A 16422-nucleotide genomic window follows, 5' to 3' on the forward strand; every position below is an offset into this window, starting at 1 on the left:
CGAGTGTAGGTTAGCCTAACCATATCTCGAAACGAGGGGCGAGCAACGGGCTCAGCTGCGTGGGGCCAGCAGAGCCCGTGACGGGTGCCGCGACCATTCCGACGGCCCGCGGCACGTCGACTCTGGACGCAGCACCCGGTCACGGGCTGCCCGGTAGGTCTCAGTTGGCGAGGTGCGCCTGGAGGAACCACCGGTCCTTGACCAGGCCCTGCTCGATCGCGATGGCCACGTCCTGGCTGGACAAGTCAACCTCGTCCAGGCCCTTGATGGCCTCGCGTGTGGTTGCGATAACGGCGTCGAGCTGAGCGATGACCTGCGGGATCAACTCATCCGACGAGATGAATCCCTCGGTCAGCGTCGGCAGGGTGTTCTTGGCGGCCACGGTCTCGATACGGGCGTCGAGGGGCAGGCCCATGGCGACGATGCGCTCGGCCGCGGTGTCAGCGAAGTCCTGCGCGTGGGCGACAACCTGGTCCAGCAACTCGTGAACGCCCACGAAGTTCGGCCCGCGCACGTGCCAGTGCGCCTGCTTGCCATCGACGACAAGCGCCTCCAGGTCGATCACGACGGGCGACAGCAACTGTGCTGCGCCGGCAGCGACCTCGGACGAGGTGGCCAGCGCGTCGGCAGTGTGGGTAGTGGTCATCGTGCCTCCTAAGCAGTGGACTGGCCGCCTGGTGAACCTGCGGCCAACACTGTCTAATCTCCTCCACATCACGAGATCCGGCAAGCAAGCACAGGCTGACCTTAGGTCCCGCCAGGCCCCTACTGTTGGGCCATGGCTCCTGGCTCTCCCCTCTCCGACCTGATCCGCGCACTGCCTCCGGGATCGGTGGTGACTCATGCCGACACCCTGGCTACCTATCGGCAGGACCGCGCACTGGACCCGGATGCCGGGACACCGCTGGCGCTGGTCCGTCCGACCAGCACGGATGAGGTCCAGGAGACAGTGCGCTGGTGCGCCGCCCATGGCGTCAAGCTCGTCACCCGTGGAGCAGGCACCAGCTTGTCCGGTGGCTCGACAGCGGTCGACGGAGCCTTGATGCTGTCCACCGAGCGCATGCGGGCGCTGCACATCGACCTGCCCACCCGAACTGCGACGGTGCAGCCCGGTCTGATGAACTCCGAGGTCAAGGTCGCCGCGGCACAGCATGGGCTCTGGTATCCGCCGGATCCCTCGTCGTTCGAGATCTGCTCGATCGGCGGCAACGTGGCCACCAACGCCGGGGGCCTGTGCTGCGTCAAGTATGGCGTCACCGGCGACTACGTTCTGGGCCTGCAGGTCGTCCTCGCGGACGGTCGTGCGGTCCGACTCGGTGGACGACAGATCAAGGACTCGGCAGGACTCTCGCTCACCAAGTTGTTTGTGGGCAGCGAGGGGGTGCTCGGCGTCATCACTGAGATCACCCTGCGGCTGTTGCCGGCCCAACCACCGGCCAGCACCGTGGTCGGCACCTTTCCGTCGGTCAGCCACGCCAGTCGCGCGGTGCTGGCCGTGACCGACCGCATCCGGCCTGCGTTGCTGGAGTTCATGGACAAGGTCACCCTCAACGCCGTCGAGGACCACCTGCGGATGGGGCTGCCACGCGAGGCCGAGGCCCTGCTGCTCGCGCAGTCCGACGCGCCCGGGGCCGCAGGCCGCGCCGAAGTGGAGCTGATCCAGGAGGCGTTCACCGCCCACGGCGCTGCGGAGTGCTTCAGCACGGACGATCCCGTTGAGGGCGAGGCCTTCGCCGCAGCCCGCCGAGCGGCGATCCCGGCGGTCGAGAAGTTGGGATCATTGCTCCTCGAGGATGTCGGGGTCCCGCTGCCAGCACTGCCGGACCTGATCGACGGGGTGGCAGCGATCGCGGCTGCCGAGGACGTGACCATCGCGGTGATCGCCCACGCCGGCGACGGCAACACCCATCCGCTCATCGCCTTCGACCCCACCGACGCCGCGCAGCGCGAGCGGGCACATCGCGCTTTTGGTCAGATCATGGACCTGGCCATCTCGCTGGGGGGAACTATCACCGGCGAGCACGGTGTGGGGCGGTTGAAGAAGGCCTGGTTGCCGGACCAGGTCGGGTCCGACGTGATGCAGATGACCGCCGCCATCAAGAACGCTCTCGATCCAGATGGGCTGCTCAACCCGGGGGTCATGCTGTAGGCACTGCGTGGCCTCAGGGAAGCAGCTGTCCCGAGCCGCCGAGCAACTGACCAGCCAGGGCCAGGACCACCGGCACGACGGCCGTGAGCACAAAGGCGGGGAGGAAGGCCAGACCCAGCGGCAGCACGAGCCGCACCCCAAGGCGGGCCGTCGCGGCCTCGACCGCGTGGAGCCGTTCGCGGCGCGCGTCCTCGGCGGCACGCCGGAGCAGACCTGCTGGCGGCACCCCGGCATGGGAGGCGAGCCGCAGGGCACGACCCGCCGGCTCCCAGCGGTGCGGAGCTGCGGACCAGGCAGCCTCGTCTCCAATCCCCCACTCGAGGGCAGCCGCCACCGCCCGCAGCTCCGTGCCACCGCGGCCGGGCAGGCGGTCTGCAGCAGCACGCAACGCAGCGGTCGTGCTCGCTCCGGCGTCCAGCGCGAGCGCCACCAGGTCAAGCACGTCAGGCACGGCAAGCTCTGGCTCGACCTGGCTGCGTCGCCAAGGCGCCGCAGCTCGGAGCACACGTGCCCCTGTAGCACCGGCGACGCCCCCACCATCCGGCCCCGGCACAAAAGCTGGCGCCCGTTGCCGGGTCGGCCAGACCAGCACCGCGAGGGCGACCAGAGCTGCGGGAAGCAGCGACCAGGTCATCGCTGGTCCGTGACACGGTCGACCATGCCGTTGACCACGACCCGACCCGCAGCGATGAGCAGGAGCCCGACGGCAAGACTCACCACTGCTGTGGGAGAGCCGTAGAGGTCGACCGGCCCGATCCCCATGAGGAGGGCCACGCCGACCCCTGCCACCGGCAGCAGACTCAGGATGGTGGCGGTCGTCCTGGCCCCGGCAGTCGCCGTTGCGAGCCGACTGGACAGCTCGGTCTGCGAGCGCGCTGACCGGGCCGTGCTGTCCACAGCGTCGGCCAGAGGTGCGCCCAGTTGCTCGCTGATGGCCCAGGACCTGGCCAGCAGCTGGAGCTCCAGCCGGCCCGTTGCCCGCGCCGCCCGGGCCCACGCCGGCGCGCACTGCCGCCCCTCCCGTGCGGCATCCAGGACTGATTCGAGCGTGCGCCGGACGTCGCGGCCGGAGTCCTTGGTGGTCAGGGCCAGCGCATCTGTCGGTGGGAGCCCGGCCCGCAGAGACGCCGCCAGTTGATCAAGCACTGGTAGCCACGCGTCGGACGCGGGCCCAGCACGGTGCCTGCCGAGTCCCAGCCGGGTGGCCACGGCGAGCAACGGCCTGCGCCAGCCGGACCGCTGGTCCACGGCGAGGTCCATGGCGCAGACCTGCAGCCGCGCCCGCAACGCGCTCTCCGCCCGACCTGGCGGAGCGGCCAGCACCACGAGGGCGGCGAGGAGGGCGACCATGAGGCTCATGGCTCAGCCCTCAGGTCCCAGACCGAGCAACCCGCACAGCTCGGGCCAGCCCGATCCTCTGCCGTGGTCCTGACTCAGGGCTGGCACCACCTCCGCGAGCCGTGCTCCGGGGGCCCGCCGCACGAGCCCGATCTCGCGCAACGAACGCCGCCCCTGGTGCCTGGCCAGGTGGATCACCATCGTGATCGCACTGGCCAACTGGGCATGGACCGCCTCGGTCGGCAACCCGGCGAGCGCCCCCAGCGCCTCGAACCTGGGCGGCACGTCCGCGATGGCGTTGGCGTGCAAGGTGCTCGCCCCACCCTCATGCCCGGTGTTGAGGGCGCTCATCATCTCGCGCACCTCCGCGCCGCGGACTTCACCGACAACCAGGCGGTCGGGGCGCATCCGCAGGGACTGCCGGACCAGGGTCGTCAGGGTGACCTCCCCCCTGCCCTCGACGTTGGCAGCCCGGGCCTGCAGTCGCACCACGTGCGGGTGCCGCACCGCCAGCTCACGGGTGTCCTCCACCAGCACGATGCGCTCCCCCGGGTCGACGGACTGAAGCATCGCGCCGAGCAGGGTGGTCTTGCCCGATCCGGTCCCCCCGGTGATCACGAACGAGAGGCGCCGCTGCACCACTGCGCGCAGGATCTCCGCCACCGCACCGTCGAACATCCCCCACTCCTGCAGGGTCGCCAGGTCAGGGCTGTGCCGCCGAGGGATCCGCAGGCTCAGGTGGGCTGCGTCGGCGACCAGTGGCGGCAGAATGCCGTGCAGCCGCACTCCCCCAGGCAGCAGTCCGTCCACCCACGGGCAGGCATCGTCGAGGCGCTGACCGGCAAGGGTCGCCAGACGCACCGCCAGCCGCCGCACCGCGTCAGCGTCTGCGAAGCGCACCGGCTCGGACTGCAGACCCTCGCCACGGTCGACCCAGACCCCGTCGACGCCGTTGACGAGCACGTCGGTCACGGATGGGTCCGCCAGCAGCGGCTCGAGCGGACCACCCCCGAGCACCTCGCCACGCAGGTCACGCCGCAGGGCCGCGACACCGACACTGCCCAGCCGCAGAGCATCCTGCTCAGCGATCCCGTCGACGACCTGCGCCGACGGCGACCTGCCGTCCCGGATCTGCTGCCACACGTGCTCGTTGTCCGACAGACTCCGGTCCGCCGCCACCGCCGGCTGCCTCCCTCCCCTGCCGATCACGCCGCACGCAGCCCCGGCAGCACGGCGCTCAGCAAGCGATCTGCTGCATCGGCAAGACCACCGTGTTGGTCTCCAACGGGGGCGCCCTGCTCCAGGCAGCGGGTGACGGCACGGTCGTGCTCCAGACAGGCCAGCAGGGGAGCTCCCACCACAGTGACGATCTCCTCCTCCGCCAGGTGAGTCGGCGTGCGCAACACAACCCCGGTGGGGGAACAGGCTTCCGCCAGCACGATGGCAGCCCCGAGGCCCGTCATGGAGGCGTCCACGACGAGGACGAGCTCGTCGCACGCCACCCACCACGGCTCCTGGCCCCCGGCGCTGGCCGGTCCGGGCAGGTCGACCACGGTGACCGCCGCCGCGAGTCTGAGCGCACTGAGCACGGGGTCCGGCCCGGGCACCTGCCCCTGCAGGGCTCCAGCAGCCCAGGACAGACAGCGGAAGCCGATCTCACTGACCGGCAGCTCCTCCAGCAGCCGCTGCGGGTCGACGTCGCCGCGCACTCCGGCCAGGTCCGGCCAGCGCAGGCCCGGAGCGGCGTCTAGGCCGGCGAGCACGTCGATGCCACCGCTCCACGGCCGGGCGTCGACCAGCACGACGTCTCGGCCCGCCCGGGCGGCGCGCGTCGCGCACGCCGTGGCGAGGGCGCTCGCGCCGACACCTCCGGAGGCACCGAGCACACCGAGGACGAATCCGCCGTCTGGAGCCACTGTCTGCTGCGCTGTCACCATGGACCGACCGTCTCGCACACCACGGCTCGCGGCCGTGCACCAGGGACTTTCTGTGGACATGCGAGGGCTCGGCCACGAGCTGTGGATGAGTCACCTGCCCCGGAAAAGGGGACGGCCCCCGCGGGGGAGCGGGGGCCGTCGACGCTGCAGGTCAGGGGGGGATGACCTGCAACGCCCGCGCTGCAACCCTTGCGGGGAGCGCTGTACGCACAAGTATGCACCACACCCAGCACGTTGAGCAAACTTCCGGCAAACAACACATGGCCGCACCATGGCCGGCTACCCGTGAGTTGGCCAGACGGTGCAGACATGGGGATGACGCTCCCTGTCGGGAGCGTCATCCGCGGCGGTGGCGGGCCGGGTGATCAGTGCGTGCATCTCGGTTGTCGGGCCCGGACAAGCCGGACCTCGAACGGTCCATCAGTGGACTGCCCGCGCGTGGGTGCCCGGGTTGTCACCGCTGGCAGCAGATGGTCAGCGCCTGCTGCACACCCCATGTCTACTCCCGATCAGGGACTTTGGGAAGCCCTACGCCTCAGGTCAGACGTCCGGCGAGCACGGCGTCGGCGATCAGCTCGCCGGCCTGAGCGCCCGTTGCGGCGGCGTCGGCACAGTGCAGCAACCACAACCGCACCCCGGCGGTGCCACCCTGCCCGTATGCCGTGAGGGCACCGCGGTAGTCGGCCCCCACCTTCTGGCTGTGCCCCAGCTCGGGCACGGCCACTCCCGTCGGGTCGAGACCGCCGACCCGGTGCACGACCCGCTCCAGCGCCCGGGCGACCAGACCGTTGCCGGTCACAAAAGGACGCACCGAGACCAACTCGGCGTGCACCAGCCCCGCCACCACGAGCGCAGACCCACCCGCCCGCAGCGCGCCGAGCAGGTCATAGATCAGCTCCAGCCGCTGCGGGACCTCCTCGGCGGGCACTGCCGGGCCCAGGTCCCCGAACTCGGACGAGTCCTCACCGGAGCGACGCGGCCGGCCCACCTGATCGGGGGGCAGCAGGTCCGCCGCCGCCGCGACGTGCAGCCGGGCCAGCAGCTGGGCCGGGCTGGCCAGCGCCGCACTCGTTGCGGACTCGGTCGCGCTGGTGACCTGCACCGACGCCTTGAGCACGCGCTCGACCGGGTCGGGGTCCACCGGCCAGGTGGCTGCCCCCCGGACGAGATCACGCACCAGCCGGACGGTGCCCTCGGACCCGGCGGGCTCCGAACCCTCCAGCAGAGCTGTCGCGGTGGCACCCCGGACGCGCGACTCGGCGGCCGCCTCCGGGATCCGCCGACGCAGCGCCTGGTGCCAGCGCAGCTGGGTGCAGGCCTCCCGGGCACCGTCGACGGCGTCCCCCACGCCGGGCAGGCCCAGCAGCGAACGGACCTGGTCGGCAACATCGATCCCAGAACTCACGGGACTCACAGTAGGTCCACCGCAGCAGTGCTCCACAGGCGCACCAACCTACGGGCCGCGAGCGGCGTCATACCGGGCAGAGACGGGCACGGACCAACCACCTGGGAGGCCCAGGTCCCGCCCGGAGGAGGAGCATCATGAACCACATCCGTCCCCGCGGCTGGGCCGGCCTCGCTGCCGCCCTGGTGCTCGGCCTCGCTCTCCCGGCGGCGGCCAGTCCGACGTCGACCCCCGGCCACACCGGAGCGTTGGACACCGCGGTCAGCTCGACGATGCAGGCGAGCGCCTACTGCGGCATCTACTGGGGCTCCCTGGCCAAGTCCAATGGCACGGTCCACACCACCGGCACCGTCGAGGACGTCCGCGCCGGGCAGCATCCCTGCTTCGACCGGCTGGTAGTCGACGTCGACGACGTCCCGGCATCGATGACCTACGACGTGCGCTATGTCGACGCCGTCCACGAGGACGGCTCTGGCATAGTCGTCCCCCTAGCAGGTGCGGCCGACCTCCAGATCATCCTGCGGGCACCCGCCGACGCGTCGGGGGCCGCGACCTACACCCCGGCCGACCCGGACCGTCTCGTGAACGTGCGGGACTGGGCGACCTTCCGCCAGGTCGCCCTGGCCGGCAACTTCGAGGGGCAGACGACCCTCGGGTTGGGGGTGCGGGCACGGCTGCCCTTCCGCGTGATGGTGCTCGACGGTCCGGGCGACGGGGCACGCCTGGTCGTCGACGTCGCCCACCGCTGGTGAGCCCGGTCGCGGCGGGCAACCGCTGACCGCGCGAGCGACGACCGTTTGCCCCCCGGTGGGCACCGGTCGTCGCCGCGTGCGGGGGTCGCTGTTGCCTCTGTCGGGGCAAGCGTGTTTGCTGTCAGGAGACACACCCCGCTCAAGGAGGCATCGTGGCCGAGGAGACCCTGTCCAACCTGCTGCAGGAGGAGCGCACCTTTGCGCCCTCCCCCGAGTTCGCCGCGCAGGCGAATGGCACCCAGGAGCTGTACGACCAGGCTGCGGCCGACCGGGAGGGGTTCTGGGCCGATCAGGCACGCAAGTACCTCACCTGGGACACCGACTTCACCGAGGTGCTCGACTGGTCCGAGGCACCGGTCGCGAAGTGGTTCGGCGGCGGCACCCTCAACGCCTCGGTGAACTGTCTCGACCGGCACGTCGAGGCCGGCAATGGCGATCGGGTGGCCCTGCACTTCGTCGGCGAGCCAGGTGACACCAAAGACTTCACGTATGCCGAGCTGCACGAGCAGGTGCAGCGCGCCGCCAACGTGCTCAGCGGCCTGGGAGTCGTGCCTGGCGACCGGGTGGCGATCTACCTGCCGATGATCCCCGAGGCCGTGGTCGCCATGCTGGCCTGCGCCCGGCTGGGGGCGCCGCACTCCGTCGTCTTCGGGGGGTTCTCCGCCGATGCGCTCCGCAGCCGGATCGCCGACGGCGAGGCCAAGGTGGTGATCACCGCCGACGGCGGCTACCGCCGTGGCAAGCCCTCGGCGCTCAAGCCGGCGGTGGACGATGCCGTCAGCGGCGAGACCACCGTCGAGCACGTCCTGGTCATCAAGCGCACCGACAGCGAGGTGGACTGGCACGAGGGCCGTGACCTGTGGTGGCACGAGCAGTTGGAGGCGGCCGAGCCCGAGCACATCCCCGAGTCGTTCGACTCCGAGCACCCACTGTTCATCCTCTACACCTCCGGCACCACCGGGAAGCCGAAGGGCATCCTGCACACCACCGCCGGCTACCTCGCCCAGTGCGCCTACACCTCCCACGTGGTCCACGACGTGCACCCCGAGAGCGACGTCTACTGGTGCACGGCCGACATCGGCTGGGTCACCGGGCACAGCTACATCGTCTACGGCCCGATGGCGCTGGGCGCCACGCAGGTGATGTATGAGGGCACACCGGACACCCCGCACCAGGGCCGGTGGTGGGAGATCATCGCCGACAAGAAGGTGAGCGTCTTCTACACCGCGCCGACCGCGATCCGCGCCTGCATGAAGTGGGGTGAGGAGTTCCCGAACGCCCATGACCTGAGCTCGTTGCGTCTGCTGGGCTCGGTGGGCGAGCCAATCAACCCCGAGGCCTGGATGTGGTATCGCCGGGTCATCGGCGGGGACCGCACCCCCATCGTGGACACCTGGTGGCAGACCGAGACCGGCGCCATCATGGCCAGCCCGCTGCCCGGCGTGACGGCCACCCGCCCAGGGGCCTGCCAGCTGGCGGTCCCCGGCATCGACCTCGATGTGGTCGACGAGGCGGGCAACTCGGTGCCCGACGGGTCCGGGGGCTACCTGGTGGCCCGCAGCCCCTGGCCGGGCATGCTCCGCGGCATCTGGGGTGACCTGGAGCGCTACAAGGAGACCTACTGGTCCCGCTATAAGGGTCTCTACTTCGCGGGCGACGGCGCCAAGAAGGACGAGGACGGCAACGTGTGGGTGCTGGGCCGGGTGGACGACGTCATGAACGTCTCAGGCCACCGCCTGTCCACCACGGAGATCGAGTCGGCCCTGGTGAGCCACCCCAAGGTCGCCGAGGCCGCCGTGGTCGGCGCGACCGACGCGATGACCGGTCAGGCCGTGGTGGCCTTTGTCATCCTGCGCTCCGAGGCGCTGCACGAGGCTGACGAGGAGGGCGAGGGCGGCGAGCTCGTGACCGAACTGCGCAACCACGTCGCCCGGGAGATCGGCCCGATCGCCAAGCCACGACAGATCCTGGTCGTCGCTGAGCTGCCCAAGACCAGGTCCGGCAAGATCATGCGCCGGCTGCTGCGGGACGTTGCGGAGAAGCGTGAAGTCGGTGACGTCACCACGCTGGCCGACAGCTCCGTGATGGACCTGATCAAGGAGGGTTTGGCGACGTAGTTTTTCTTTGCGAAGAACTTACTCTTCGTGGGGCCGCAGTAGAGCATCGGCACGGCAGACTAAAGCCATCGACATCGCCGCCGCGGTCCACTCCCTCGGATAGCGGCGCGCACCGGCTGTCACGGGACCGGAGTCGACAGGGTGTCCACCCGACACGAACAGGGGGTGTCGGGTGGACACCCCTTCTCTGTGCCCTCACCGTCCGCCCGCTCCGCCGCCTGGTGGGCACTCAACCTGTGCCAGTGGCCAACTCGCGTTAGTGTTTGGGCCATGACGACCGGCAACCAGATTCCCGAGCGGACGATCGGACAGCTCGTGTCCGACGCGACCAATGATCTGTCCACGCTCGTCCGTGGCGAGATCGAGCTCGCCAAGACCGAAGTGACAGACGGCGTGACCAAGCTGGGCAAGGGCGCGGTGTTCTTTGCGATCGCTGGCGTCCTTGCGCTCTATATGCTCGGGCTGCTCCTGCTTGCTGCTGCGTGGGGCATCGGCGCCCTGGGACTGGCCATGTGGGCCTCGCTGCTCATCGTCTCCGGCGTGCTGCTGCTGATCATTGCCGGGCTGGGGGCGGCTGGCTACTTCCTCTACATCAAGAAGGCCCAGCCCAAGCCGGTGCGGGCCATTGAGAACGCCCAGCAGACGGTCACCACGCTGAAGGCGTCCGTCAAGCCGACCCAGACCTCCGCCTAGGCTTCCCGCGCCCGCCCCACTCCGCATGCCCGCCCCGCTCCGCATGCCCGCTCCACTCTGCGCGCCAGTTCCACTCTGTGTGCCCGCACTGATCTGAGCGTGGCGTGACCCTGCGCGCAGATCGAGTCGCGCTCACGGCACGGGACGCACGTCTGACTCGTCCCACGGGAGCTCCCACCCGCCGAGGCGGAGTATGCCGTCCAGCACCATCGCGGTGAACCCCCAGACCACGAGATCCTCGGCCTGGAAGGCCGGGCCCACCCAGCCTCCGGGATGCCCGACCCGGAAACGGTGTGCCGGGTGGGCCAGATCGGCCACAGGCACCTGCAGCACGCGAGCCACCTCTCGTGGCTCCCGGGCCCAGGCCCGTCCGGGCCGCGCCCACCATCCCAGGACGGGTGAGACGTCGTGCGAGCTCACCACCAGGCTGAGAGGTGGCAGCCTGCCCGCCACCGCGACACTGGCTGGCTCGACCCCCACCTCCTCGTGGGTCTCGCGCAGCGCCGTCGCCGTCAGGTCGGGGTCCAACGGCTCGGCCCGTCCACCGGGGAAGGAGACCTGACCGGGGTGTGATCGCAGCGTGTGAGCCCGCTCGGTGAGCAAGATGGACAGGTCGGCCGGCACCCCGGAGCCATCACCAGGGTGGGAGCCGGCGAAGAGCAACAGCACCGCCGACTGGCGATGACCAGGCTGGCCGCCCGGTGGCAGCATCCGGGCCCACGGCGCCGTCCCCTCAGGACGGCCCGCACGCGCCGCCAGGTCCCGCAGCCAACCCGGTGCCTGCGTGTCGTCCTGGGCGGCAGCGGCCGAGCCGGGCCGCTCCCCACTCATCGCGGTGGTGCGCTGCGCACCAGCTTGGCGGCCTTGTCCGGGTCGGTCTCGCCGACGCCGAAAGCGGGACAGAGACTGGCCACCGGGCAGGCACCGCACGCGGCCTTCTTGGCGTGACAGGTCCGGCGACCGTGAAAGACCAGGACGTGGGAGAGCTGGGTCCACTCCTTGCGGGGGATCAGGGCGCCGACGGCATGCTCGACCTTGACCGGATCCTCCTCCGCGGTCCAGCCGAAGCGACGCGCCAGACGCCCGAAGTGGGTGTCGATGGTGATGCCCGGCACGCCAAAGGCGTTGCCCAGCACGACGTTGGCGGTCTTGCGGCCGACCCCGGGCAGGGTGACCAGGTCAACCAACGTCCCGGGCACCTGACCGTCGTAGTCCTCGACGAGCTTGGCCGCGAGCTTGAGCAGGGAGTCCGTCTTGGCACGGAAGAAGCCCGTCGAGGCGATGATCGTCTCGACATCGGTGCGCTCGGCCCCCGCCAGAGCGTGAGCATCGGGATAACGGCGGAACAGCTCGGGAGTCACCAGGTTGACCCGCACGTCGGTCGTCTGCGCGGACAGGACCGTCGCGACGAGCAACTCAAAGGGCGTCGTGAAGTCGAGCTCGCAGTGCGCATCGGGATAGCGCTGGGCCAGCAAGCGATACATCCGCCTAGCCCTGCGGGTGAGTGCGAGAGCGGTCTCTCCGGTGGGGGTCTCGACGGCTTGGCTCACGTCCCCAACCATAGACATCAGAGCAGACACTCGACACAACCAGTGACGTTAGTGGCAGGATGACCACCGTGGACCGTCAAGTCGTGAAGAAGACACCGCTGTTTGCGGCCCTGGACGACGAGACCGCGATGCGGCTCGTCGACTCAATGACGCCGATCCGGCTCGCACGAGGCGAGTCGGTCTTTGAGGAGGGCGACCCCGGCGACTCTCTCTATGTCATCGTCACCGGCAAGATGAAGCTGGCGCGCACCAGCGGGGACGGCCGGGAGAGCCTGCTGTCGGTGCTCGGCCCCGGTGAGATGTTTGGCGAACTGAGCCTGTTTGACCCCGGACCCCGGCTCACCAGCGCTCGTGCGGTCGCCGAGTCCGAGCTCATCTCGCTGGGCAATGCCGATCTGCGTTCCTTCCTCCAGGAGCACCCCGAGGTCGCCATGATGATGCTCGCGGGCCTGGCCCGTCGGCTGCGGCGCACCAACGAGGACATGTCGGACCTGGTGTTCACGGACGTGCCCGGACGGGTCGCCAAGGCCCTGCTGGACCTGTCCGTGCGGTTCGGCAAGCGCACCGACACCGGGGTTAAGGTGGCCCACGAGCTGACGCAGGAGGAGCTCGCCCAACTGGTCGGCGCCTCCCGCGAGACGGTCAACAAGGCACTGGCCGACTTCGCGACCCGCGGCTGGCTGGTGCTGGGCGCCAAGTCGGTCACCCTGATCGACCTCGAGCGGCTGCGGCGCCGCTCCCGCTAGACGGCCGTCTCGATGCCGAGGCCGAGGTGGTCCAGCTGGGCCAGCACGCTCTGCCGTGCGGCCGGCCAGACGTCCTGCGGCACGTCCGCATAGACCGTCGAGACGACCAGGTCGGCCAGCTCCGGACGCGGCAGGTCTGCTCGCCCACTGGCGGCCTGCCGGACCTGCGCCAACCGCTCCTGGCGGTGCGCGGCATACTGCGCCACGGTGCCGGCGGCGTCGGTGAGCACGGGGCCGTGACCCGGTGCGAGGGTGGTGACCTCGTCAGTGTCCACGAGGTGGGCGATCTTCTCCAGGCTGTGCAGATAAGCCCCCAGCTGGCCGTCCGGGTGCGCCACCACGGTCGTGCCCCGGCCCAGGATCGTGTCGCCGGTGAAGAGGGTCCTCTCCTCCTCCAGCAGGAAGCAGACCGAGGCCATGGTGTGGCCGGGAGTCAGCACGACCCGCAGCCGCACCCCACCGACCTGCAGGAGCTCGCCGTCGGCGAGCGGCTCCGCTCCCGGGAAGTTGCCCCGTGCAGGGGCGCCGGTCAGCTCCCGCATGCGCTCCATGGACTCCGCGTGGTCGAAGTGCTCGTGGGTGAACAGCAGCAGAGCGACCCGCGCCCCGCGCGCTGCCACGTCCGCGAGCACCCGCTGGAGGTGGTCCTCGTCCAACGGGCCAGGGTCGATCACGACCGCCTCCGTGGCCCCGGGCTCCGACACGATCCAGGTGTTGGTCCCATCCAGCGTCATGGGGCCCGGGTTGGGGCACAGCCGACACGTGGTCCGCTCGCCCAGGGGTCCACCGCTCCAGGGCGTCATGTCGAGTTCCTCTCCGTGGTCGCGGCCGTCGACGGAGGCTAGGTCGTGGCCGTGTCCGCAGTCTGTGTTCGTGTCCGTGTCCGCAGTCCGTGTCTGGGGAGCGGACTGCGGCAGTCCGTCGCCCGCCGCGTCGATCGGTGCCCGCATCCACAGGACGCCGTCGCGCTCGGCCGGCCACGGCATCACCGGCCAGACCTCGGCGGCAGCATCCAGCGCGACGTCCAGCGAGTCGGCGCGGGCCAGCTGCTCCAGCATCACCCGCGTCGGCGGCAGCATCAGGTGCTCCCCGGCGTCGTGCTGGGCCAGCAGCACGAGCGGTGACTCCCACAGCACCACGGCCGCCTCTGAGCTGCGGTCGTCGGCGAGCTGCCCCTCCGGCAGGCGGGCCACGAAGAAACGCGTGTCATAACGCTTGGGCTCTGCCTCCGGGGTGATCCAGTGCGCCCGCAGCCCCAGCAGATCGGTGCGCAGCACCAGATCGCGCTGGATGAGCAGCTCCGCGAAGGACAGCTCGCGGGCGAGCAGCGCGTCGCGCACCTCGTCCCAGACCGGTGCCGTGAGGTCAGCCACGACCGAGTCCGCATCGGGACCGGCCAGCAGCACCCCACACTCCTCGAAGACCTCCCGGGCAGCGGCGATGACCAGCTCACGGGCACGCTCGACGCTGGTGCGCAGCCGGCTGGCCCACCCCTGGGGGCTCGGGCCGGCCCAGGGGACGTCCGGATCGGCGTCACGCGGGTCGACCCCACCACCGGGGAAGGCCAGCATGTTGGCGGCGAAGGCCATAGTCGTGGCACGTCGCAGCACAAAGACCTCGGGCCCCTGAGCCCCAGGGCGCAGCAGCATCACCGTCGACGACGGCTTCGCCGGGGCGGGCTCGCCCGCACCGGCACGGCCTCCGGCATCCACCCAGGCCTGGACCGGCTCGCTCAGCCGCGCCGGCATCGGGAAGTCGCGGTAGGTCACCGCTCAGGCTGACACGGCGACGGTGATCTCCACCTCGACCGGGGTGTCCATCGGCAGCACCGCGACACCGACGGCGGAGCGCGCGTGGATGCCGGCGTCGCCGAAGGCCTTGCCCAGGAGCTCGCTCGCGCCGTTGATGACGCCCGGCTGACCGGTGAACGAGGGGTCGCTGGCCACGAAGCCCACGACCTTGACGACGCGGGTCACCGTGTCCAGGTCACCGACCAGTGCCTTGACGGCGGCGATGGCGTTGACGGCACAGCGCTCGGCGGCCTTCTTGGCCGTCTCGGGGTCCACCAGGCCCTCGCCCTCGCCGACCTTGCCGGTGACCGACAGGACACCATCGACCATCGGGAGCTGCCCAGAGGTGAAGACCAGGTCCCCGTGCCGGACCGCCGGCAGGTAGGCAGCCAGCGGAGGGGTGACCTCGGGCACCGTCAGGCCCAGCTCGGCCAGACGGTCCTCGACGGCGCTCATGCCTTCGGCCGCTTCAGGTAGGCGACCAGGTTGCCGCCGTCGGGACCCTGGAGGACCTGGACGAGCTCCCAGCCGTCCTCACCCCACTGGTCGAGGATCTGCTTGGTGGCGTGCACGATCAACGGCACGGTTGCGTATTCCCATGTGGCCATGCCCTGACTCTAGCGAGTGGGGGCCAGCGGACGCAGGGCAGCCGGTGTCGTGCCGGTGGTCATCTGCTCGGCGAGCAGGCGGGCGGTCGCCGGGCCCTGACACATGCCCCACATGCCGTGTCCGCCGTGCGCCCACACGCCCGGGGCCTTGGTGGGGCCGACCAGCGGGAGCCCGTCGACGGTGACCGGACGGGCCCCGACCCACTGGTCCTGCCGGTCGTTGAGGTCCAGCCCCTGCACCAGCGGCCGGGCGTTGGCCACGATCGAGTCGATCCGGGCGGGATACAGCGGGTCGTCCGTCGGCCGGAACTCCATCGTCCCGCCCATCCGGATCCGGCCCGTCTGGCCCAGCGGGGTGCAGACGATGCGCTCGTAGGGGAAGTAGATCGGGTTGCTCACCTGGCGTCCGTCGACCGGTTGGGACACGGAGAAGGAGTAGCCGCGACCGGCCCGCAGGCTGGTGCGCACGCCATACTGCTTGGCCAGGGTGGGCAACCAGGCCCCGGTGGCCAGCACCACCGCGTCGGCGCGCACCGGAGCAGCACCGACCAGGTCGACCGAGATCCCGCCGGGCCCGTGCCGCAGCCCGCGCACGTCAGCGCCCTCGCGCACCTCTCCGCCGCGCGCGCGGACCGCCGTGGCCAGCGCCGCGACATAGGCCCCGGGGTCCATGAACCGCTGTCCGTCGATCCGGATCGCCCGGCTCACGTTCGGGGCGACCACGGGCGCCAGCTCACGGACCTGCTCGGCGGTGATGTCGCTGGCCTCCAGCGCCATCCCCGCCTCGCGGATCTGGTCGAACTCAGTGAGCAGCCCGTCGGCGTGCTCGTCCTCGCGGAAGGCTGCGATGATCGGCCCGGACCGCAACCGCTCGGTCAGTCCCGGGTCGGTCTCCAGCTCGTCATAGGCGTCCAGCGCGTGCACGTTGAGCGGCAACAGGGCCGCCATCGTCCGGCGCCAGGTCGGGGCTGTGCATCGGGCGGCAAAACGCAGCAGGAAGCTCCACAGCTGCGGGTCGACACGGACCGGCACGTGCAGCGGCGCCGACGGGTCGAGCACCGCCTTCATGCCATAACGCAGGACCGCAGGCTCGGCGAGCGGGATAGCCATCGCCGGCGTGATCCAGCCGGCGTTGCCCCACGAGGCGCCGGCCGCGACGGCCGATCGCTCCAGGACGGTGACCTGCACCCCCCGCTGCTGCAGGAACCAGGCGGTGGAGAGACCGACCATGCCGGCCCCGACGACGATGACGTGCTCGGGAGCACCACGAAACTGCGGCGACGTTGCCATGATCCGGACGCTACCAAGTCAGGCTGAGACCGCGCACGGCGGCCGGT

The 16422-nt window shown here is 70.6% G+C and carries 17 protein-coding genes; 5 read left to right on the forward strand and 12 right to left on the reverse strand.

From position 1 onward, the window contains the following. Positions 1 to 160 precede the first annotated feature (160 nt). Positions 161 to 646, reverse strand: a complete 486-nt coding sequence (locus tag FNH13_RS17785; RefSeq protein ID WP_143784671.1) for a Dps family protein — start codon at positions 644 to 646, stop codon at positions 161 to 163. A 132-nt stretch (positions 647 to 778) separates the two neighbouring features. Between FNH13_RS17785 and FNH13_RS17790 the strand changes: the two genes are divergently transcribed. Continuing rightward, positions 779 to 2149, forward strand: a complete 1371-nt coding sequence (locus FNH13_RS17790) for an FAD-binding oxidoreductase (RefSeq protein ID WP_143784672.1) — start codon at positions 779 to 781, stop codon at positions 2147 to 2149. Positions 2150 to 2162: 13 nt separating this feature from the next. Here the strand turns inward: FNH13_RS17790 and FNH13_RS17795 are convergent, their stop codons facing one another. From FNH13_RS17795 to FNH13_RS17815, 5 genes are all read right to left on the reverse strand, one after another. Further along, positions 2163 to 2783: a type II secretion system F family protein gene (locus FNH13_RS17795; RefSeq protein WP_143784673.1), complete on the reverse strand. Its 621-nt coding sequence runs from the start codon at positions 2781 to 2783 to the stop codon at positions 2163 to 2165. Further along, positions 2780 to 3508, reverse strand: coding sequence for a type II secretion system F family protein (locus tag FNH13_RS17800; RefSeq protein WP_143784674.1), 729 nt, complete (start codon positions 3506 to 3508; stop codon positions 2780 to 2782). Before FNH13_RS17800 ends, FNH13_RS17795 begins: the two co-directional genes overlap by 4 nt. 3 nt (positions 3509 to 3511) lie before the next feature. Next, positions 3512 to 4666, reverse strand: coding sequence for a TadA family conjugal transfer-associated ATPase (locus FNH13_RS17805; RefSeq protein ID WP_228266478.1), 1155 nt, complete (start codon positions 4664 to 4666; stop codon positions 3512 to 3514). A 26-nt stretch (positions 4667 to 4692) separates the two neighbouring features. Further along, complete coding sequence (locus tag FNH13_RS17810; protein ID WP_143784675.1) at positions 4693 to 5424, reverse strand: hypothetical protein; 732 nt, start codon at positions 5422 to 5424, stop codon at positions 4693 to 4695. 535 nt (positions 5425 to 5959) lie between these two features. After that, on the reverse strand, positions 5960 to 6829 hold the full coding sequence (locus FNH13_RS17815; protein WP_228266479.1) for a Fic family protein: 870 nt from the start codon (positions 6827 to 6829) through the stop codon (positions 5960 to 5962). Positions 6830 to 6966: 137 nt separating this feature from the next. On the opposite strand from FNH13_RS17815, the gene FNH13_RS17820 reads away from it, so the two are divergent. The 3 genes from FNH13_RS17820 to FNH13_RS17830 all read left to right on the forward strand — a co-directional run bounded on the left by FNH13_RS17820 (position 6967) and on the right by FNH13_RS17830 (position 10391). Next, positions 6967 to 7581 carry an AMIN-like domain-containing (lipo)protein gene (locus FNH13_RS17820; protein ID WP_143784676.1) on the forward strand — a complete coding sequence of 205 codons (615 nt, stop codon included), beginning with the start codon at positions 6967 to 6969 and terminating at the stop codon, positions 7579 to 7581. Positions 7582 to 7733: 152 nt separating this feature from the next. After that, entirely contained in the window at positions 7734 to 9698 is a 1965-nt protein-coding gene (gene acs / locus FNH13_RS17825) for an acetate--CoA ligase (protein WP_143784677.1), read from the forward strand. A gap of 270 nt (positions 9699 to 9968) precedes the next feature. Beyond that, the gene (locus FNH13_RS17830; RefSeq protein WP_143784678.1) at positions 9969 to 10391 is read left to right on the forward strand and encodes a phage holin family protein; all 423 of its coding nucleotides are present in this window, start codon (positions 9969 to 9971) and stop codon (positions 10389 to 10391) included. Between the two features lie 132 nt (positions 10392 to 10523). Here the strand turns inward: FNH13_RS17830 and FNH13_RS17835 are convergent, their stop codons facing one another. Then, positions 10524 to 11222 carry an NUDIX hydrolase gene (locus FNH13_RS17835; RefSeq protein WP_143784679.1) on the reverse strand — a complete coding sequence of 233 codons (699 nt, stop codon included), beginning with the start codon at positions 11220 to 11222 and terminating at the stop codon, positions 10524 to 10526. Then, positions 11219 to 11875 carry an endonuclease III gene (gene nth / locus FNH13_RS17840; RefSeq protein WP_228266739.1) on the reverse strand — a complete coding sequence of 219 codons (657 nt, stop codon included), beginning with the start codon at positions 11873 to 11875 and terminating at the stop codon, positions 11219 to 11221. The genes FNH13_RS17835 and nth overlap by 4 nt, the downstream gene beginning before the upstream one ends. Positions 11876 to 12009: 134 nt before the next feature. On the opposite strand from nth, the gene FNH13_RS17845 reads away from it, so the two are divergent. Continuing rightward, a complete protein-coding gene (locus tag FNH13_RS17845; protein ID WP_143785225.1) occupies positions 12010 to 12687 on the forward strand; it encodes a Crp/Fnr family transcriptional regulator in 678 nt (225 codons plus the stop codon). Here the strand turns inward: FNH13_RS17845 and FNH13_RS19870 are convergent. From FNH13_RS19870 to FNH13_RS17865, 4 genes are read right to left on the reverse strand one after another with little or no spacing between them, the layout of a single operon-like run. Further along, positions 12684 to 14456 carry an MBL fold metallo-hydrolase gene (locus FNH13_RS19870; RefSeq protein WP_321169204.1) on the reverse strand — a complete coding sequence of 591 codons (1773 nt, stop codon included), beginning with the start codon at positions 14454 to 14456 and terminating at the stop codon, positions 12684 to 12686. The two genes, FNH13_RS17845 and FNH13_RS19870, sit on opposite strands and share 4 nt — an antisense overlap. A gap of 3 nt (positions 14457 to 14459) precedes the next feature. After that, a complete protein-coding gene (locus tag FNH13_RS17855) occupies positions 14460 to 14933 on the reverse strand; it encodes a RidA family protein (RefSeq protein ID WP_143784680.1) in 474 nt (157 codons plus the stop codon). Next, the gene (locus FNH13_RS17860) at positions 14930 to 15085 is read right to left on the reverse strand and encodes a DUF4177 domain-containing protein (RefSeq protein ID WP_143784681.1); all 156 of its coding nucleotides are present in this window, start codon (positions 15083 to 15085) and stop codon (positions 14930 to 14932) included. The genes FNH13_RS17855 and FNH13_RS17860 overlap by 4 nt, the downstream gene beginning before the upstream one ends. Before the next feature lie 9 nt (positions 15086 to 15094). Next, the gene (locus FNH13_RS17865; protein ID WP_143784682.1) at positions 15095 to 16375 is read right to left on the reverse strand and encodes an NAD(P)/FAD-dependent oxidoreductase; all 1281 of its coding nucleotides are present in this window, start codon (positions 16373 to 16375) and stop codon (positions 15095 to 15097) included. Positions 16376 to 16422 lie beyond the last annotated feature (47 nt).

Origin of the sequence: Ornithinimicrobium ciconiae, from assembly GCF_007197575.1 — a bacterium.
GTDB lineage: Bacteria > Actinomycetota > Actinomycetes > Actinomycetales > Dermatophilaceae > Ornithinicoccus > Ornithinicoccus ciconiae.